This is a genomic window from Enterovibrio norvegicus FF-33 (assembly GCF_000286835.2).
Lineage (GTDB): Bacteria > Pseudomonadota > Gammaproteobacteria > Enterobacterales > Vibrionaceae > Enterovibrio > Enterovibrio norvegicus_A.
In genome coordinates this window covers 577,666-596,183 of the sequence record NZ_AJYD02000038.1, presented here as the reverse complement: position 1 = coordinate 596,183, position 18,518 = coordinate 577,666, and the positions used below count along the sequence as shown (strand labels likewise).

Sequence of the window (18,518 nt, the reverse complement as noted above, 5' to 3'; positions counted from 1 at the left end):
TCGCTAGCCTTCGTTGTACTTGCCAAGGAGCAGGCATGGCAAACCCCGCAATAGAACTGCGCGATATCAACAAACGCTTTGGTGCAGTCCACGCAAACAAAGACATCGACCTCAAAGTGATGCCGGGCACTATTCACGGTATTGTCGGGGAAAATGGGGCGGGAAAATCCACCCTGATGTCTATTCTCTATGGCTTTTATCAGGCCGACTCCGGCACCATCGAAGTGGATGGTTCCATCGTTAAAATCAAAGACTCCCAAAACGCCATTTCTCATGGTATTGGCATGGTGCACCAACATTTTATGTTAGTGGAAACGTTCACCGTGTTAGAAAACGTGATGCTAGGCGCCGAAGGGCACAGCTTACTCAATGTGGCGTCGACCAATGTGCGTGCCGCATTGAAAAAAATCGAAAGTGATTATGGCCTAACCGTTAATCCAGACGCCATTGTTGGTGAGTTGGCGGTGGGCATTCAGCAACGGGTTGAAATCTTGAAGGCGCTGTATCGCGGCGCACGCATTCTTATTCTGGATGAACCTACGGGTGTGCTGACACCGCAAGAAATCGAACAGTTCTTCGATATCCTCAACACCCTAAAATCTCAGGGTGTGACCATCATTCTGATCACGCACAAACTGAAAGAGATCATGGCGGTCACTGACTCGGTGTCGGTAATGCGTCAAGGTGCGATGGTCGCGCATCGCACCACAGCAGAGACCAGTGTCGACGAATTGGCTGAGCTCATGGTGGGCCGGAAAGTCCTGCTTCGTGTTGATAAAGGCAAGGCCACACCCGGTGAAGAGCGTCTTCGCGTTGAAAGCGTCTCATGGAGGGACAGCCGAGGTGTTAAACGTCTCAAGAACCTAAATTTCAGCCTGCGAGCTGGCGAAATTCTTGGTGTTGCGGGGGTGTCTGGGAATGGTCAGTCGGAACTGTTGTCAGTGTTGTCTGGCGTGACGACGCCACAAGAAGGCGAGATAACGCTAAAAACGGGGAAAGGTGAGCAAACGTTTTCACCTAAAACCAAGCGTAATGCTGGGCTCATGCGTCAACTTAGCGTGGGGCATATACCAGAAGATCGTATTCGCCAAGGGTTAGTGAAAGCCATGCCGGCATCTGAAAGCGCCATATTGGGTTTCCAGCATGATATTGCCTACGGCAAAGGCTTATTGAACCCAGCGGCGATTGAAGCGGCAACACGCAACATGATGGAAAAATACGATGTTCGCCCCGCAGATCCTCATCTGAAATCCGCCAACTTCTCCGGCGGTAACCAACAGAAATTGATTATTGCGCGTGAAATGCTGCGAGAGCCGGATGTGTTGCTTGTCGGGCAGCCAACCCGTGGCGTTGATATTGGTGCGATTGAGTTTATTCACCGCAACCTGATTGCAGCGCGCGATGCGGGTGCAGCGATATTGTTAGTGTCGACAGAACTTGAAGAAATCATGTCTTTGTCTGATCGCATCATTGTATTGGCGGATGGCGAAATCACGGGTGACGTGATTGCCAAAGACACCAATGAACGCCAACTCGGTATTTTGATGGCGAATGCCGCGCAAGAGGAGGGTGCAGCATGAGTGTGGCTCAACAAAGTGCCCCTGCGTGGGTAAAAGTATTTCTGGTTCCCGCACTGCAACTGACCGTGGCGCTGGTGATCTCTAGCTTAGTGGTACTGATGGTCGGTGAAAGCCCGACAGCCGCGTTCAGTGTGATGATCCAAGGGGCGACAAACTTAGAATATGGTGGCTTAAGCAACACCTTGTATTACGCCACAAACTTTGTGTTTACAGGTTTAGCCGTGGCTGTCGCGTTCCATGCAGGTTTGTTCAATATCGGCGGTGAAGGTCAAGCGTATATCGCAGGGTTAGGCATCGGCATTCTGATGCTGGTGTTGGACGATGTGTTATCCATGTGGCTGATGGCACCACTCGCCATCATTATCGCAGCGGCCTTTGGCGCATTGTGGGGGGCGATTCCAGGCTACCTTCAAGCCAAGCGCGGCTCGCACATCGTGGTAACGACCATCATGTTTAACTTCATTGCTTTCTCGGTAATGGGTTACGCGCTGGTGGAGCACATCGCCAAATATGGCGGTAACTCGACCGATTCCCGTTACTTCAATCCTGAAGCGGTATTCCCAAAACTTTACGAGTTAGCCGCAAGTTGGGGATATGAACTGCCATTTTCACTTCTTAACCCGTCTATCCTCCTTGCTCTCGTCGTTGCGTATTTGGTGTGGTTGTTGCTGTTCAGAACGCGATTGGGCTATGCCATTCGTGTGGTTGGGCAAAACGCCGAAGCGGCAGAATATGCCGGTATTGATGCGAAGAAAATCATTATTATTGCCATGACAATCTCTGGCGCATTAGCCGGATTGATGGCGGTCAATGAGGTCTTTGGCGCTCAAAATCGCCTTATTCTCAACTTCACAGGCGGCTTTGGCTTCATCGGGATCGCCGTTGCGTTGATGGGACGTAATCACCCGATTGGTATCTTGGTTGCTGCGTTGTTGTTTGGCGCGTTATACCAAGGCGGCACGGAGTTGCAGTTCGAAATGCCAAGTCTGAACCCAGAGCTGATCATGGTGATCCAAGGGTTGGTGATTTTCTTTACGGGTGCGTTAGATAGACTCATTCGTAAACCGGTTGAAGGCTTCTTTATGCGCCGCGGCGCGAAAGGTGAGGAGGTTGCCAATGGAACTGTTTAGCTGGATTTTGTCCTCTGCTGACTCCACGCTTCGCTTGGCCGTACCGCTTATTTTCGCTGCAATGGCGGGGATATTCTCTGAGCGTGCTGGGGTGGTGGATATTGGTCTTGAAGGCAAAATGCTGTTTTCAGCCTTTGTGGCTGCAGCGGTATCTTACGTGACGGGCAACCCTTGGTTGGGTTTAACCGCTGCTATTTTGGCATCAATGATGTTGGCGCTGATCCACGGGTACGCCTCAATTACTCAGAAAGGCGATCAGATCATTTCTGGCCTTGCGGTGAATTTCTTCGCCTCGGGGATGACAATCACACTCGGCCATGCGTGGTTTGAGCGTGGCGGTCAAACACCATCGTTAAGTGGAGAACAACGCTTTTTACCGGCTCAACTGCCGGGCGCAGAGTGGATGGGCGATGTTGTGCCCGTGCTAGGTCCGTTTTATCGCGATGTGGTCTCAGGACACAATGTGCTGGTGTATCTGGCGTTTGTCGCAGTGATAGTGACCTGGTGGGTATTGTTCAGAACCCGTTTTGGGCTGCGTCTTCGTGCGGTGGGTGAAGAGCCTAACGCCATCGACACCGCGGGTATCTCGGTTGTTTGGCTTCGCTATCGCGCCGTATTAATTGCAGGCTTACTGTGTGGTTTGGCTGGCGCGTATTTGTCGACAGCGCAAAACGCAGCGTTTGGTAAAGAGATGACAGCAGGGCAGGGCTACATCGCGCTGGCGGCGGTTATTTTTGGTAAATGGCAACCACGCAACGCATTGTTAGCTTGTTTACTGTTTGGCTTTTTGTCCGCACTGGAAACGCGGATGCAAGGCGTAGACATTCCGTTTGTGGGCGTGTTGCCGACACAAGTGTTCTCTGCCTTGCCGTATGTGTTAACCGTGGTATTGCTGGCGGGATTCATTGGTAAAGCGGTTGCACCGAAATCTATTGGGCGGCCTTACGAGAAAGAGCGCTAACGTTTGATTGGCTGGGTTTGACTAGCTGGGTTTGATTAGGTTGGATTAGCTTGGCTTAGGTTGAATTGAAGCAAAAACGCCACCGAAAGGGTGGCGTTGTTTGTTCAGACACCAGCGGTAAAGCGGGTGTGACGACGACAAAGCGAACTTGCGTTATGCGTTGGCCGCCGTCGTTGGTAGAACGCGTTTAAGAATATCGGCCAGTGTCACGACACCCACCATTTTCCCATCCTTGCTGACTACCGCCAATTGAACACTGGCTTCACGCATGCGAGCGAGCGCTTCATATATCGGCATTTTTGAGTCAAGCACATATGCGTTACGCGCAACGTCTCGAGCGGGTTTGTCGGTTGGTTCCAATAACGTATCACGCACATGAACCACAAGCGGCTTGAGGCCACTTTTTCCAAACACCAGAATACGTAAATGCCCTGACTTCATCGCCGCGGCACGCACGTCTGCAACGGTCGCGTTTTTATCGACATGTGCCATCACCTGACCTTGAGTGACCAAGGTTTCAATGGGGATTGAGCTCAGATCAATAAGACCAGACAGCTGTCGCTGAATGTTCGGTTTCAGCGTACCTGTCTTGCCCGAATGCTCCACCAACTGGCGAATGGTATCCACGTCTTGCCCACCGACAGCCGCGCTTTCAACGGGTTCAACCCCAGACGCTTTGACCAGTCGGTTAGCAATGCTGTTTATTGCTTTCAGTAGCGGACGCAGCGGCCAAACGTAGGCTCTAGCCGCAATACCAATGGCAAGTGCGGACTTTTCTGGGTGTGCAATGGACCAAGATTTCGGCGCCATCTCGCCCACGACTAAGTGCAGGAACGTCACAACAAACAGTGCAAAACCGAAGGCGGCACCATCAGCGGCCCATGCCGGCAAGCCCATGGCAAGAAACACCGGGCCAACCCAATGGTCAACCGCAGGTTTGGTGACCGCACCAAGCGCAAATGTACAGAAGGTGATGCCGAGTTGGGCACCTGCCAACATCAGCGTCAGGTCGTTCATACCCCGAAGCGCAGCGCGCGCCGACGCACTTTCTACGGCGACTTCTTCAAGGCGGTGTCGACGCGCACCCATCAAAGCAAATTCGATAATGACGAAAAAACCACTCAAAACAATAAGGGCAAGTGTCACGATAGTGACGATCAACGGATCGGTCATTCTTCACCCTCCACGATTTGCTGTTCCACCAGTTTTACACGCACCTCTGTTGGCACGTGTCGCTCGATACGTAACACCTCAATCTCGAGATGTCGCATGATCGGCTCGCCAGACGCGAGCTCGGAAGGATCAATAGGAAGCGCAATATTCACCGTCTCTCCCTCGGCAGGAAGAGCGCCTCGCTCAGCAATCAAGATACCGGCGATGGTTTCTACATCTCCTCGCGGTAAATCATAACCAATCGCACGTTCTACTTCGTCGACGTGAACATCACCTTCCATCAACCAGACGTTGTCGCCTTCAGGCACCACTGCATCGCCGTGATCGGCGTCATGTTCATCGGTGATTTCGCCCACAATCTCCATCGCTAAATCTTCAATGGTCAACACGCCAGCAAAACCGCCGTATTCATCGATCACACACGCTAAGTGATGGGTAGACGTCACAAGCTGATCCAGTGCGTTAGGCAGTCGCATCAGCGTTGGCAACACAGTAGCAGGGCGCATCACTGATTCTACGGTGTCGTCAGCATGGCCAGCATCGATACGCGCCAGAACGTCTGGGAGATGAACCACACCAACAGGTGCGTCGTCATCATTGATGACCGGATATCGCGTATGCGCTTGCGCCATGAGTGACAGGAGTTCTGTCAACGTGGTTTCAGGTTCAACCCAATCCACTTGCGAGCGGGGCACCATCGCGTGTTCCACGTCGCGTTCAGGGAAATCAAGGATGCGGTCCATCATCAGTGATAGTTCAACAGGCAAATCACCGCTATCGCGTGAGTTAGCGATAATGTGGTGTAAATCTTCCTCAGATGCGCTGACGTCGAGATCGTGCACGGGCTCAATGCGAACCGCGCGAAGAAGCAAGTTAGCGGACTTGTCGAAGAAGCTGATGAGCCAGCCAAACACAGACATGTAAATCAAGGTGGAGCGAGACAACATGCGAGACATTGACTCAGCGTTCGCAATCGCCAGGTTTTTGGGGTAAAGCTCACCCATGATCATTTGAACCACCATCGCAACGATCAAAGTAATCACCGTACCGATAGCAATACCGGCCTCAAGTGACAGCCCGAAGCTTTGCAATAAAAGCCCCATAGATTGACCGACAAGCGGTTCGGCAGCAAAGCCCAACACTAAGCCTGTCACTGTGATGCCAAGCTGGGCACCCGACAACATGAAGCTGGTGCGTTTAGTGATTTTGAGCGCGCGTTTTGCGGCTTCATCGCCGGTCGCAGCTAAGGTCGCGAGTCTCGCTCGGTCAACCGCCATATACGCGAATTCTTGCGCAACGAAATAGCCGTTTGCGGCAATAATTGCCAAGAGAAATAGAATGCCGAACAGAAGGGTAATGAGGGGCTCAATCATGCTCGTGTCCTCCCTTGATAACATAAAGCCAGTAAGGGGCGACACAATCGACGAGAGTTGGGGTCCACAAAGTATTCCTAACGTAATAACAGGACGCGCAGTATATTTCCGCGATAACGATTTAGTCTAGTGAATACTCACATTGCACCTTGCAAAGAAAGTGAGACAGGGTGGGCAACCGACCATCACCACCGCATGAATACACCACGTTAGCAGCAAGCAGAGCCTTCCCAACACGCTATTTACCGTTCAACCGCGTTACCGTCTGTTACAAACTATCACTGCACTAAGTGTGGTTTTGAGCCTTCGTAGCAGCAAAAACACCAATCAAAGGTGACAATCATTGGCAACAATCGAAGGTGAAACGGGTTTCAGCGGTGCAGTGTGGACTTGCGCATTAATCTGCATGCAGCGATTTTTGGCGCTTTGGATAAAGCGATGATTGATGCAAACCGCCACCGTGTAGGAAGCCGTTTGAGGTGTAGCTTAGATGAGAGTGGGGATCGGTGGTTTGAAAGTGAGCGCAGCCCCTAAATCGCTTTTGGACAATAACGGCTTAGAGTCGGTACATTCATACCAACATTTCGGATAAGCTAAATTTGTGCAAACTACATTAAGGCGTAAATGTATGTACTGATTCAGTGGCTATTCAGAAGACGACCATTTAATGTCTTCCATTGACGCTATATAAAAGGCGCGTGAAAAGAACTCTCTCCTCAAAATAACAATAATAACAAAGAGAAAAATAGCGTAGAATACATAATGGTGGATAATCCAAGCTAAAGAGGATATTCCAAAGTAATAGGCCCTTACACCATATTGAAAGTGGTAAGACGCCAGAACGCTCATCTCGGACAGTTTGTTGACGACGAGACTCGTCGCCTTTGAATCCTTTTCACTTGGTTCTGGCGCTGACCCCAGCATAAGCAATGAGTTCGCGTGTAAACTCATAGACCACGCAAATTCAAAAAACGCAATCACCATAATAAATAACAAACTCGTTATTTTTAAAACCACGGCCTCCTCTGTCGTTCCATTCAAGTAAGAAAAAGAGTTTATCTTTTCGGTGATTGATTGGCTTGTACCTAACAGTGCGACTAAGCCGCTGATAACAAAAACAGTCGTCGTCGCGAAGAAAGACACATTGTGAATCAATCCTCGCACCAAGCTGACATCTGTAATTCTCTCATGGCGCCAGAGCATTTGTGTTGCCCACGCTTTTCTCCATAACATCATTTGACTGGAAATATTCTTCCCAAATATGGCTTTACTTATAGGCTCATAAAGAAATAAAGACAAAAAGAGGACAACAAGTGCTATCAGATCTCCGTCATTCAGTTTTTGTAAGAATTCAGTCATCCTCTTTCACCCATCACGCCCTTCATTCTTTGATCGAATCTGACCAGGCTGACATCACCTCTGTCATCCCAGAGTTTTCAAGCCGACCATCTTCAACTTGACTCGAAATGATGCTAGGACAAGCGAAATTGAACGGATATATAGTCCGTGGGGCTAATTTGACCTGTCGTAGTGATCCCCTTAAATCCTCAACGAGACTTTCATCCATAGTGTCATCGACAATCGTGAGATCACTCAGGCTAGTATCTATCCTCGGCGTATACATCGCTTTCTCAATATCCATCTTGTAATCCAAGATAAACGAGGATAGCTGCGCTACCGCTGGCATTATTTTTCTTCCGCCTGAAGCCCCTAAAGCGAAGTAAAGACCATCACTGCGTTTGAGAATGGTGGGACACATATTCGCCAAGCATCTTTTGCCCGCAGCGAGCGAGTTTGGCTTATTAGGTTCCGGATCAAACCACATGATCCCGTTGTTCATAAGAATGCCACTGTCCCCCAGCATCAACTTGGAGCCGAAAATTGAAAGCAGTGTCTGCGTGACCGATACACAATTCCCCTCCGAATCAACAACATTAAAATGTGTCGTGCAACTAGGCGCCACTTCTTTACGTTCATCCCCCATAAAACGATAACGCTCTTCGTTGGCCAACCTAATGGCAGTGTCATATACCTTGTAGGCGTTTGAGTCAGGAGAATTGCCCTCTGGCTGCCAATTCTCCATAAGTGAAAAAGTGCGTTTTAAGGTTGGTCCGGCAGTCATTGACGGTGTACCAAATATGGTATGGTCGCGATAACTGTATTTATCTGCAGTCTGCAAAGTCGCCGTGTAGCTTTCAAAGTCTTCCAAGCAATGCTTGCCGCCCGCAGCAACAAGCTCATTGACAATGGTTCTTGCTAACTCACCGCGGTAAAAGCTTTGATGACCCTTCTCTGCTATTGTCTCCAGCGTTTTAGCAAGGCTAGACTGATCACAGACGTTTGATGAATGAGAAGTCCAAGCAGAAGATTTAGGGAAAAGACAGGAATCCAAGAAAGTCTCGGCGGAGGCTTTATACAGTACCAGATCTTTAGTGACGGAAGAAATAATCAGCTGCGCGTACCAATCAACGGCTAACCCTTTCTTAGCAAGGTCTATTGATGGTTGAATGAGTTCTTTCCAAGGAAGTGATGAAAAATGCTCAGCTGCCAGCCCCATTCCAGCGACTTGACCGGGAATAGCCACCGCCAACGCACCAGTAACATTCCTGTCTTCATGGACGCGAGTCCAAGGAAACAAATCTGTCGCCGAACCTTCAACAAGCGGATAGTCTTCGACATCAAGATTCTTAGGTGATTTCATACCGAAGTTGATCACCTTAACGTCGTCCGTTTTGGCTAAACGAACCACCATAAAGCCGCCACCACCGATACCACTCATCCAAGGTTCTGCGACGCCTAAAGCGAACGATGTTGCTATTGCAGCATCAACAACGTTTCCGCCGTTTCTTAAAACCTGAGCACCGATTTCTGAAGCTATGCGACTTTGTGAGGTCACCACACCACGGTGAGTACGAACAACCTTTTTAGTGATACTCCAAGACGATGACTGAGACAAACTCACGGTTAAACTCCATTTTTATTTGTGTTACGACGGAAAATCACCACCGCAGATATGATAGATAAAACTAAAAACAACACAGAAAGTGGCGTAGAGACGAAAACGAGCCAGTTCCCATCGGACAGGGTGAGCGCCTGACGCACAGCTTGTTCTCCTACGGGCTCGAGAACAAAGCCAATCATCATTGGAGCAAGAGGGAAATCGAGTTTTCGCATGACATAACCCAGCAAGCCAAAGCCCAACATCATCCAAAGATCGACCGTACTGTTGTTGAATCCATAAACACCGATAAGACAAAACACCGCGATAATTGGTAGCAGCACACTTTGGGGGATTCTCGTAATTTGAAAAAACATCTTTATCGCGACCTTACCGACCAGTGGCAGAAACAGTGATGCGATAAAAAGCACGACAAACAGTGAATAGATCAGCGAAATATCTTCACTAAAAAGTGCTGGTCCAGGCGCTAAGCCATGTATCAGAAAAGCCCCCATCAATACCGCAGTTGTCACATCACCCGGCACACCTAAAGCGAGCAGAGGAATCAAAGCACCTCCGCAAGTAGCATTGTTCGCAGATTCCGCAGCAGCGACCCCCTCTAACTCTCCTTGACCAAACTTCTCAGGTGACGCCGATTTCCGTTTCGCCTCGGAATATGACAAAAACGCAGCTGGAGTAGCTCCCAATCCGGGTATTGCACCTAGCACTACACCAATGAATGAGCCTCTGCAGATAGTTTTTAGACTCCCCCTGATTTGAAACCAGGAAATAGATGAATTGGCATTGTCGGTTGCTTGCTTAGCTGTCCGTTTCTCGACCAAATTTTCTGCCTGAATAAGGAGCTCAGAAACGGCGAATAAACCGATCAGCATCGCCATCAGAGAAATACCGTTCATCAAATTGACGTTATCAAAGGTAAACCTTGGTGTGGCAACCATCGGATCTAGCCCGACAGTTCCAAAAAGAAAGCCTAATGAAGCGGCTATCAACCCCTTCGAAAGCGAATTGCCTGACACACCAGCCACAACAAGAAGCGCAAAAAGTACTAGGGTTGCAAATTCCGGCGGTCCAAAATTAGTCGCCAATTTGGCAAGGGAGACTGCGCCCAGAACCAATATGGCAGTAGCAATAACATCGGCAATAACGGAAGCCCACAGCGCCATACCCATAGCCTCGCTTCCCCTTCCTTTTTGAGCCAAAGGGTAGCCATCCAAAACAGTCGCAGCTGCTGCGGGAGAGCCTGGTGTATTCAATAAAATGGCAGGAATACTCCCTCCAAAAAGACACCCTTTATAAGCCCCTAACAAAACGCAAAATGCGGTTAGAGGACTAAATCCATAGGTAAGCGGGATAATCAACGCAATACCCATGGTTCCGGTTAGCCCGGGGATTGCCCCCATAAAGATGCCAAATGCGACGCCAACAAAAATAGCGACAAGATTAAGTACAGAAAAAACTGAAACTACAGATTGAAGGATTTCGCCTTCCATACCACTCTCCTTGGTTTAAACGGACATTCCCAATCCAATAACAAACAGTGCATAGAGCGCGATGGTGACCAGCGCCGGTATGATGATTAGCGTCGCTGGTCGTCGTACTCCATTGATAAGAAAGAGCAGAAACATCATTGCAGATACAGAAAGGATGAAGCCGTATGTTTCAAACACGCTGATAAATAGGACTATCACAAGGACAGTGAGAAGAGGTCGAAACCAAGTCCCAACACTCTGCTTAGGGGCTATCGTTTCCTGCTCACCAGAAGTTTTATCAAAGCTACTTACAAACAGAAAAACTGCGCCAATACCGACCAACGCACAACCAAAGTATGGGAAGAACCTCGGTGACAACGCGATAGATGGAGTATCTTCAACCTGTTCTGGGATTAATGTGACACCTATACCCACAGCGATAATGACAAGCACCACTGCTGACAATCTGTCCTTTAATTTTTGATTCATCATTCCTTCCTGAATTCCTGCTCTAACCTTCCCTCGCTTAATACTGGGCTATTTCCCTAGCCCAGAAAGCTGAATGATTTCGCCTTGTTCGTGAAACGTTTCTGTCACATTCTCCTCAAAACTCTTCGAGTCGAGATAGTTCACCTGCATAGCGAGTTTTTCGATAATCGCCATGAAACCCTCGGTTTCTGTCGCAACTTTTATTGCACTGGCAAGTCGCTCTACCACTTCATCAGGGATCCCTTTTGGACCCGCAATACCCAAAATAGAAGGCGCAGAGATCTCGTACCCTGCATCAATCAAGGTTGGTACATTTGGGAACTCAGCCATTCGCTTGTCGGTAATAATTGAAAGAAGTTTAAATTCGCCAGAGCGGACTTGGGGCAACCACTCCGTTGCTCCAGCCATCAAATCGACGTGCCCACCCAACAGCGCAGTAACACTTGCAGCACCGCCTTTAAATGGGATCGCCTTCCATTTCAACGACTCTTGTTGCGCGAGACGTTCCATAGCAAGGTGTTGTGGAGTGCCGGCACCAGCAATTGCGTAACTCACTTCACCCGGATGTTGCTTCACATATTCGACAAGCTCTTGAATAGAAGAGTAAGGCGCATCCTTGGGCGCCACTATTCCAAGGTTCCATTGGGCAATTTGAGAGATAAAAGAAAAGTCGTTTAAAGGATCGTACGGCAGATTTTGCATATGGGGCGATAGTACTGCCGCGCCTGTGGTGAGTGTGAAAATAGAATATCCATCGGGGCGTTGTGCTTTCGACAACGCCGCAGCGACAGATCCGCCACCTCCCGGTTTATTAATGACGGTCACTTTCTCACCAAGGCTTTTCTCAAGTTCAGTGGATAGCACTCGTGACACGGTGTCCGTTGTTCCACCCGCCCCATAACCAACCGTTAACTTAATTGTCTTCGTTGGCCATTCAGCGGCTTGAGTGAAATTGGCGACAAAAGAAAGCGCAGCAAAAAGAGTAGCGAATAGATACTTCATGATATTTACCTCCATATAAATATTGCATTACAATACTTTGTTGTGCATTGTGTTACTCTGTTAACAACCATATAACGATCAGGTTACGATCGCAAATCAGATCTTGCTTTCTAATGTCTTATTTCTGAGGATTTAGAGGATGGAAAATCGCTTATTTGTTGGCTCAGTTAAGAAAGCCTTTGAAATTATTGAAGCTTTTGATGTGACGACGCAAAGCATGAGTTTGACCGAACTAGTTCAGGTCACAGGGATGGGGAAAAGCGCAGTACAACGCTATGTTTATACTCTTGAGGAACTGGGATACCTGACCAAGAGTCCAACCTCAAAGCGATATGAGCTCTCCTTAAAAATGCTCCTCCCGGCAAGTAGTTACCTCAGTCAAAATAATCTGGTGAGTGCTATAAACCCCCATATTATCAATCTGCGTCAGAACTTGGATGCACGCGTGGGCGTCAGCGTTTATCACCAAGAAAGAGTAGTGTATCTCATTCCACTACAAAGCATCACAGAAGCCTACCCAAACGATTATCCAGGCTTTACGGTGCCCATTTTCTGTACAAGTTCGGGGAGAATATTCCTGTCCACTTTTGATGATAATAAGGTCGAGTCAATTTTGGAGAAGGAAACCAAAAAGTCATTCACACCGTTGACAATGACAAATGAGGTAGACATCAAGAATGAAGTGCATAAGTTCAAGCAAAATGGATACTGCATAACGAATCAAGAGATAAGCCATGGAAAGATAAATATTTCCGTACCAATTTTGGATTACGACAAGGAAATAATAGCCTGTATTGTCGCAGTATTTAAAACGAGCGAATGGGATGAAAGTCGATTAATAAAGGAGGTGTTTCCTAAGATTCAAGAAGTTGCTTCATTTATCAGGGTTCCTTCCCGATAAAGGTGCAAGCATTTAGTTTCTAGCAATCGTTCCAAGGAAAAAAAAGCCAAAGTAATGGATATGCAGAAGGGCTATTAGCGGGGTTGCTGGACTTTGAAGCATTCTCCAGTGGAAAGAAATCACCTGCAACCTAAAGAGGCACAGGCAATTTTCACGTTGTATCGTTTATACAGTTCTTAGCTAGTCAATTTCTTCAAAGGGGATATATCAACCACATATTTAAATATCTGTGTCTTCGGAAATTTTGAGCGCATCTTCGATCTCGACGCCAAGATAGCGTATGGGGTTATCAAGTTTTACATGCCCTAAAAGTAGTTGTACCGCCTTGATATTTTTTGTTCTCGGATAGATCAGCGTTGCCTTAGTCCTTCGCATGGAGTGGGTTCCATACTGAGCAGCGTCAAGTCCAAGGGGCGTTGCCCACTTTTTTACGATGTGGGCGTAGTAGGAGTAACTCATTGGCGCCCGAGTTTTTCTGGGACTGGGAAAGATAAAGTCCTGCGGCGAAAGTTGACTGACAAACAACCACTGGCTAAGTGCGTGTTGAGTTTTTGCTGTTATCTCAAACTGAACATCCCGTTGCGTTTTGCTTTGCGTGAACAGAATTCTGGGATGAATGATGCCTAACGACGAAATGTCGCAAACCCTCATTCTATGTAAGTCACAAGACCGGAGTTTACAGTCAATCGCGAGATCTAAAAGCGCCAGTTCCATCTGATTGCCCTCTATCTCAAGGCGCGTGCGGATCCGCCAGATATCTTCGAGTTTAAATGGCTTCTTTTGTCCTAAGTGTCTTCTCTGTTTATTAATAGTCACCATGCTCCACCTCCATCGGTTGTTTGAGTGACTAAATAATTTTAGAAATGACAGTTTTGGATAATATTTCCTAATGCGAACGGGGCGTCAGAACTTTGCTTGGGGCAAATACTCTAAGAAGGAATGGGGCATAAACGGTTTAGAGTGATCACCATAAACCGCATTGGGACAAAAGCGAGCTAGCACAAAGGGTATCTGCGCAGCTCGCTTTAGAGTGGACTTGGTTATTTATCTAGTTTCGCAGAGGCTTTTTTTCCAACAAAGTAACCCGCACAGAAGACCGCAACAAAGACAACGGCGCCCAACGCGTAAGCCAGTGCTTCTGGCGCACCTAGCCCAAATGCGAACGCAAAACTGATACCAAGGAATGCTTCTTTTAGCCATTCTGTCGCTGGCGCGTTAGTACTCATGCCTATCATGGCGACAAAGATAAAAAGGGCTATCAAGCCGACTTTCAAGCCGACGAGGGTGGAACGTTGCATAAATGGCTCCCGCTAAAATAACGGGGCCATTATACGATATATTTCACCGCTATAGGCACTGCGCCAGTTGACCTTTTTTGGTGGCTGCAAGCACACATCCGCGCTCGCTGTCAGACGCTGACTTGCACTGACCCATTAATTCTCCCGCTGATGGTGCCATCGCGCCAAGCACTTTTTGCGCATGGCTAACGACTTTGCCGCATTCGCTTTCTGGGACAGGGTCATGGCCTGAACATGCATTCAGACCCAATGCGAGTAGGGCGATAAATGTAGATTTTGCGGCAAGCTTGCTCAATGACATGTGTCCTTCCTTTAATCAGTATGATTTCAAATTAAGGGTAGGAGAGGAGTCTCATAAATGCGAAAGCGTGTGTGCGATAGTTAAAAAAAACGGGTGCGATTCGCACCCGTTATCTTGGTTGTTATTGGAGATTGGCAAAGATTAATCGCCAATAAACCCACCCGTTTGATGTCGCCAAAGCTGTGCGTAAATCCCGCCGCTGGCAATCAATTCTTGGTGCGTCCCTTCTTCGGCAATTTCACCGTTATCGAGCACGATGAGTCGGTCCATCGCTGCAATCGTCGACAATCGGTGAGCAATCGCAATCACGGTTTTGCCTTGCATCAGTTCATAGAGGCTTTCTTGAATCGCGGCTTCAACTTCGGAATCCAATGCGGAAGTGGCTTCGTCCAAAATCAAAATAGGCGCGTCTTTTAACAATACACGAGAAATCGCCACGCGTTGACGTTGACCGCCCGACAGTTTCACACCGCGCTCGCCAACTTGAGAGTCATAGCCATGGTTACCGTGTGTGTCGCTAAGCTGTTTGATGAAATCATGCGCTTGCGCTTTTTTACTCGCATCCAACATGGCTTCTTCACTTGCATCGGGGTTGCCGTACAAGATGTTGTCTCTAATCGAGCGATGCAGCAGCGAGGTGTCTTGTGTCACCATGCCAATGTTCGCGCGTAATGAATCTTGTGTGACCGCGGAGATAGTCTGACCGTCGATTTTGATTTTACCGCCTTCGACATCATGAAAACGCATCAGCAGGTTCACCATGGTTGACTTGCCCGCACCAGAGCGCCCGACCAGACCGACTTTTTCACCCGGCTTGATGGTGAGGTTCAGCTTCTCAATCACGCCTTTGCCTTCACCATAGTGGAAGCTGACATCACTGAATGAAATCTCACCGTTCGGCACTGTCAGTACGGGTGCATTTGGTGCATCAGTAACTTCTACAGGCTTCGCCAATGTGGCCATGCCATCAACCACTGTCCCTATGTTCTCGAACAGCGCGCCGATCTCCCACATGATCCACTTGGACATGCCATTGATTCGCAGCGCAAGACTGACAGCGATAGCGATGGCACCTATGGAGATGGCTGAATCAAGCCATAGCCATATTGAAATCGCACTGATGGCGAAAACCAAGGCATAGTTAATGATTTCAACGGCGATATTGAAGCCTGTCGCTAAGCGCATTTGGCGATGAACGGTATCAAGGAAGGTATCCATGCCTTCTTCTGCGTACGCGGTTTCTCTGTCTGTGTGTGAGAAGAGTTTCACGGTGGCAATGTTGGTGTAGCTGTCAACAATGCGTCCGGTCATGAGCGAGCGCGCGTCGGCCTGTTCTGTCGAAACGGCTTTCAATCGTGGCACGAAGTACATCTGAATACAGATATACGCCATGAGCCAGATGATAAGCGGGATCATCAAGCGAATGTCTGCTTGCCCCACCATGACGAGCATGGTGGTGAAATACACCGCGATATAAACCGCGACATCCAGTAATTTCATCACGGTTTCACGTATCGACAAGGCGGTTTGCATCACTTTAGTGGCAATGCGTCCTGCGAAGTCATTTTGGTAAAACCCGATACTCTGTTTAAGTAAATAGCGGTGTGCCAGCCAGCGGATAGACATGGGGTAATTGCCAAGCAACGACTGGTGTAAAACAAGGGAGTGTAAGGAGACCAGCAGGGGCATAACAATAAGGACCAATACACCCATCCAGATCAGCGTATTGCCTTCGTGTGCGAGAAACGTCGCTTTGTCTTGGTGGGTCAGCCAGTCAACCAGTTTGCCCATGAAACCAAATAGAGAGACTTCTGCAATCGCGATTAGCGCGGTCAGAAACGACATTGCGACCAATGGCCTTTCAAAGCCCTTGGTGTAGTGACGGCAAAAGGCGAGCAAAGTATTGGGTGGCTGCTCTGGTTGTTCAGGGGGAAATGCCCTAGTGACACGCTCAAAGAGTTTGTAAATCATGAAACCTTCGGAATACAGAGTAATGATCGGCGATAGGAAGTTATCGGCAGAAGTTGACCACATGATACGACTCTGCGGGGAAGAATAGCACTCTATTTGTATGAAAAATCATTCAGTTTTAGATTCAATTACCTTAAGTGGTCGTCGCCTCTCTGTTGTCAGGTTTTTTTATAGCCTTGTAAAGAATGTATGACTTCTTTCACGTATGCAGTGCAGTGGAGGACACATCAACTAGAGTTAACCCAAATTTAGACGGTTGAGATACTTACAGCCTGTCATCAGGAGGCGATGGATGTTTTCTTTTGCTCAGAAAGAACCCACTGCGATGAGGCCTGATGTGGGGTTCTCCCTCGCATCTCGCTTGAACCAACGAGTGTCCATTGGGGGGAAATCTAAACAGTGTGCCTGCAATACACCTGCGCATGAGGACAAAACGGATCATCCGCTATCGATTAAGAACGCAGACGCGGCAGAGCCAATAAAGATTCAAATGATGAGCAAAGACAGCCTTAGTTCTGATGGTGCAGAACGTGAAGCTGATGATGTTGCCAATCAAGTGATGAATAAACCTGCCTCAAGTCCCTCAGGAAATTCTTGCAGTGCCTGTCAAAAAAGAGGAAGTGCGACGCCGTCATCGTTGGGAAAAGCGCTGCCTCTATCTAGGCCTTCTATACCTTCACATTTGCAAAGCAGAGTGCCTGGTGCTGGCGAACCACTTTCTGTTCATGTTCGACAGGATATGGAACAACGCTTCGGTTATGACTTCAGCAATGTGCGTGTTCATAACGATGCGAATGCCGCAGACTCGGCGTCTAGTTTGCGTGCTCGTGCTTATACCCTCGGGAATAACATCGTCTTCAATCGAGGACAATATCAGCCTCATTCTGTGTCGGGTCAAAAGGTGCTCGCACACGAATTAACGCATGTATTACAGCAGTCCAAAGCGGGACGTTCTGCTACGCAGTTTTTAAGTGAAGCGGATTGCGCGAACGAGTGTTCAAAAAAAGACGGGAATACGACTGAAACAGGCAAGTTTTCCATCACCGTCTTTGCTGATAAAGAAGGGCCATTTTTGTTGTTACCGGCAACGCATAAAGTCGGGCATTCATGGATACGCTTGCAAGATGACAAAGGCAATTTATGGACGTACGGCTTTTGGCCTAAGGAAGGTTTCGATGCTGACGATACCCGCGCTGACGTTGATGGCTGTGTACATCACCCTGATAAAACCCAACACAACAAAAACAACCCGACGAGACAGTCGTTTGAACTTACCGCGGAGCAGTTTAATGCGGCGTATAAGTTTGCAGTGAAAACGTGTAATGACCGCCCTAAATACAACCTGTTTGGGTTGCAATGCACTGAATTCGTGAAGCAGGCTCTGGCGGCAGCGGGTCAAGGGAGTGCGGGTGGTTTTGGTTTGATATGGGAAAGCCCGAATGCACTCGCGTCGTGGATGAAAACCAACGCATTCGTCCTTGGGATTAGCACGACAGGTGCGACCTCTGCGGCTGGTCAAGCAGGACAGGGAGCTGTTGGGTTAGATTTAAAATACCGTCATCAGTTTTATTCGCTACTTGGCACTAAGCTGCGTTTATATGGCATGGGGCGAGCAGAGATAAGCCGCCCAGTCAAAGCGGGATCTGCGGGGTTTGGTTTGGAGCTAAACGCTCAAAAAGTCTGGTTGCCTGAGTTGTATCTCGAAACAGGCGCGACTATCGGCGATCTCAATCCAACCGCAGGGCAAGATAAATTTGGAGCCGGCGTGATGGGCAGTGCGGGACTGCGCTTTAGTATCGATGAGTTAGCGTTTGTTGGGGTGGAATACAATCTGGTCAAAGATCTGGTGAATAACGATCCAGAACTGCATCGTTTGATGTTTAGCGTGGGAATCAGGCTGTTCTAAAAAAG

At 48.4% G+C, this 18,518-nt stretch carries 16 protein-coding genes; 5 read left to right on the top strand and 11 right to left on the bottom strand.

The genetic code is table 11. The annotated features are described in order from the left end of the window. Window positions 1-35: 35 nt before the first annotated feature. From A1OO_RS10900 to A1OO_RS10890, 3 genes are read left to right on the top strand one after another with little or no spacing between them, the layout of a single operon-like run. The gene (locus A1OO_RS10900) at window positions 36-1,580 is read left to right on the top strand and encodes an ABC transporter ATP-binding protein (protein WP_016958139.1); all 1,545 of its coding nucleotides are present in this window, start codon (window positions 36-38) and stop codon (window positions 1,578-1,580) included. After that, window positions 1,577-2,710 carry an ABC transporter permease gene (locus A1OO_RS10895; RefSeq protein WP_016958138.1) on the top strand — a complete coding sequence of 378 codons (1,134 nt, stop codon included), beginning with the start codon at window positions 1,577-1,579 and terminating at the stop codon, window positions 2,708-2,710. Before A1OO_RS10900 ends, A1OO_RS10895 begins: the two co-directional genes overlap by 4 nt. Then, window positions 2,697-3,671 carry an ABC transporter permease gene (locus A1OO_RS10890; RefSeq protein ID WP_016958137.1) on the top strand — a complete coding sequence of 325 codons (975 nt, stop codon included), beginning with the start codon at window positions 2,697-2,699 and terminating at the stop codon, window positions 3,669-3,671. The genes A1OO_RS10895 and A1OO_RS10890 overlap by 14 nt, the downstream gene beginning before the upstream one ends. 153 nt (window positions 3,672-3,824) lie before the next feature. Here the strand turns inward: A1OO_RS10890 and A1OO_RS10885 are convergent, their stop codons facing one another. The 7 genes from A1OO_RS10885 to A1OO_RS10855 form a co-directional block, all read right to left on the bottom strand. After that, window positions 3,825-4,844, bottom strand: a complete 1,020-nt coding sequence (locus A1OO_RS10885) for a CNNM domain-containing protein (RefSeq protein ID WP_016958136.1) — start codon at window positions 4,842-4,844, stop codon at window positions 3,825-3,827. Continuing rightward, entirely contained in the window at window positions 4,841-6,217 is a 1,377-nt protein-coding gene (locus A1OO_RS10880; RefSeq protein ID WP_016958135.1) for a hemolysin family protein, read from the bottom strand. Before A1OO_RS10880 ends, A1OO_RS10885 begins: the two co-directional genes overlap by 4 nt. 645 nt (window positions 6,218-6,862) lie before the next feature. Further along, window positions 6,863-7,576, bottom strand: a complete 714-nt coding sequence (locus A1OO_RS10875; RefSeq protein WP_016958134.1) for a DUF599 domain-containing protein — start codon at window positions 7,574-7,576, stop codon at window positions 6,863-6,865. 22 nt (window positions 7,577-7,598) lie between these two features. Then, complete coding sequence (locus tag A1OO_RS10870) at window positions 7,599-9,179, bottom strand: gamma-glutamyltransferase family protein (RefSeq protein ID WP_016958133.1); 1,581 nt, start codon at window positions 9,177-9,179, stop codon at window positions 7,599-7,601. A gap of 2 nt (window positions 9,180-9,181) precedes the next feature. Continuing rightward, window positions 9,182-10,666 (bottom strand): tripartite tricarboxylate transporter permease, encoded by a 1,485-nt coding sequence (locus A1OO_RS10865; RefSeq protein ID WP_016958132.1) that lies wholly within the window; start codon window positions 10,664-10,666, stop codon window positions 9,182-9,184. Window positions 10,667-10,681: 15 nt separating this feature from the next. Beyond that, on the bottom strand, window positions 10,682-11,137 hold the full coding sequence (locus A1OO_RS10860) for a tripartite tricarboxylate transporter TctB family protein (protein ID WP_241819095.1): 456 nt from the start codon (window positions 11,135-11,137) through the stop codon (window positions 10,682-10,684). A 45-nt stretch (window positions 11,138-11,182) separates the two neighbouring features. Next, window positions 11,183-12,136 carry a tripartite tricarboxylate transporter substrate binding protein gene (locus A1OO_RS10855; protein WP_016958130.1) on the bottom strand — a complete coding sequence of 318 codons (954 nt, stop codon included), beginning with the start codon at window positions 12,134-12,136 and terminating at the stop codon, window positions 11,183-11,185. 139 nt (window positions 12,137-12,275) lie between these two features. Between A1OO_RS10855 and A1OO_RS10850 the strand changes: the two genes are divergently transcribed. Continuing rightward, window positions 12,276-13,037, top strand: a complete 762-nt coding sequence (locus A1OO_RS10850) for an IclR family transcriptional regulator (RefSeq protein ID WP_016958129.1) — start codon at window positions 12,276-12,278, stop codon at window positions 13,035-13,037. Between the two features lie 219 nt (window positions 13,038-13,256). On the opposite strand, the gene A1OO_RS10845 is transcribed toward A1OO_RS10850, so the two are convergent. The 4 genes from A1OO_RS10845 to A1OO_RS10830 all read right to left on the bottom strand — a co-directional run bounded on the left by A1OO_RS10845 (window position 13,257) and on the right by A1OO_RS10830 (window position 16,604). Further along, a complete protein-coding gene (locus A1OO_RS10845) occupies window positions 13,257-13,856 on the bottom strand; it encodes a tyrosine-type recombinase/integrase (RefSeq protein WP_017003038.1) in 600 nt (199 codons plus the stop codon). A gap of 221 nt (window positions 13,857-14,077) precedes the next feature. After that, the gene (locus tag A1OO_RS10840) at window positions 14,078-14,335 is read right to left on the bottom strand and encodes a hypothetical protein (protein WP_016958127.1); all 258 of its coding nucleotides are present in this window, start codon (window positions 14,333-14,335) and stop codon (window positions 14,078-14,080) included. A 49-nt stretch (window positions 14,336-14,384) separates the two neighbouring features. Beyond that, on the bottom strand, window positions 14,385-14,636 hold the full coding sequence (locus A1OO_RS10835; RefSeq protein WP_017003037.1) for a hypothetical protein: 252 nt from the start codon (window positions 14,634-14,636) through the stop codon (window positions 14,385-14,387). Between the two features lie 141 nt (window positions 14,637-14,777). Then, the gene (locus A1OO_RS10830; RefSeq protein WP_026023816.1) at window positions 14,778-16,604 is read right to left on the bottom strand and encodes an ABC transporter ATP-binding protein; all 1,827 of its coding nucleotides are present in this window, start codon (window positions 16,602-16,604) and stop codon (window positions 14,778-14,780) included. A 295-nt stretch (window positions 16,605-16,899) separates the two neighbouring features. On the opposite strand from A1OO_RS10830, the gene A1OO_RS10825 reads away from it, so the two are divergent. Continuing rightward, on the top strand, window positions 16,900-18,513 hold the full coding sequence (locus tag A1OO_RS10825) for an eCIS core domain-containing protein (RefSeq protein ID WP_017003036.1): 1,614 nt from the start codon (window positions 16,900-16,902) through the stop codon (window positions 18,511-18,513). The last annotated feature ends 5 nt before the right edge of the window (window positions 18,514-18,518 follow it).

Excerpts from the sequence above, each read along its gene's own strand:
- A1OO_RS10835 (WP_017003037.1), bottom strand. The coding sequence starts at position 14,636 with ATGTCATTGAGCAAGCTTGCCGCAAAATCTACATTTATCGCCCTACTC.
- A1OO_RS10855 (WP_016958130.1), bottom strand. The coding sequence starts at position 12,136 with ATGAAGTATCTATTCGCTACTCTTTTTGCTGCGCTTTCTTTTGTCGCC.
- A1OO_RS10845 (WP_017003038.1), bottom strand. The coding sequence starts at position 13,856 with ATGGTGACTATTAATAAACAGAGAAGACACTTAGGACAAAAGAAGCCA.
- A1OO_RS10895 (WP_016958138.1), top strand. The coding sequence starts at position 1,577 with ATGAGTGTGGCTCAACAAAGTGCCCCTGCGTGGGTAAAAGTATTTCTG.
- A1OO_RS10900 (WP_016958139.1), top strand. The coding sequence starts at position 36 with ATGGCAAACCCCGCAATAGAACTGCGCGATATCAACAAACGCTTTGGT.
- A1OO_RS10860 (WP_241819095.1), bottom strand. The coding sequence starts at position 11,137 with ATGATGAATCAAAAATTAAAGGACAGATTGTCAGCAGTGGTGCTTGTC.
- A1OO_RS10825 (WP_017003036.1), top strand. The coding sequence starts at position 16,900 with ATGTTTTCTTTTGCTCAGAAAGAACCCACTGCGATGAGGCCTGATGTG.
- A1OO_RS10840 (WP_016958127.1), bottom strand. The coding sequence starts at position 14,335 with ATGCAACGTTCCACCCTCGTCGGCTTGAAAGTCGGCTTGATAGCCCTT.
- A1OO_RS10865 (WP_016958132.1), bottom strand. The coding sequence starts at position 10,666 with ATGGAAGGCGAAATCCTTCAATCTGTAGTTTCAGTTTTTTCTGTACTT.
- A1OO_RS10890 (WP_016958137.1), top strand. The coding sequence starts at position 2,697 with ATGGAACTGTTTAGCTGGATTTTGTCCTCTGCTGACTCCACGCTTCGC.
- A1OO_RS10880 (WP_016958135.1), bottom strand. The coding sequence starts at position 6,217 with ATGATTGAGCCCCTCATTACCCTTCTGTTCGGCATTCTATTTCTCTTG.
- A1OO_RS10885 (WP_016958136.1), bottom strand. The coding sequence starts at position 4,844 with ATGACCGATCCGTTGATCGTCACTATCGTGACACTTGCCCTTATTGTT.
- A1OO_RS10875 (WP_016958134.1), bottom strand. The coding sequence starts at position 7,576 with ATGACTGAATTCTTACAAAAACTGAATGACGGAGATCTGATAGCACTT.
- A1OO_RS10850 (WP_016958129.1), top strand. The coding sequence starts at position 12,276 with ATGGAAAATCGCTTATTTGTTGGCTCAGTTAAGAAAGCCTTTGAAATT.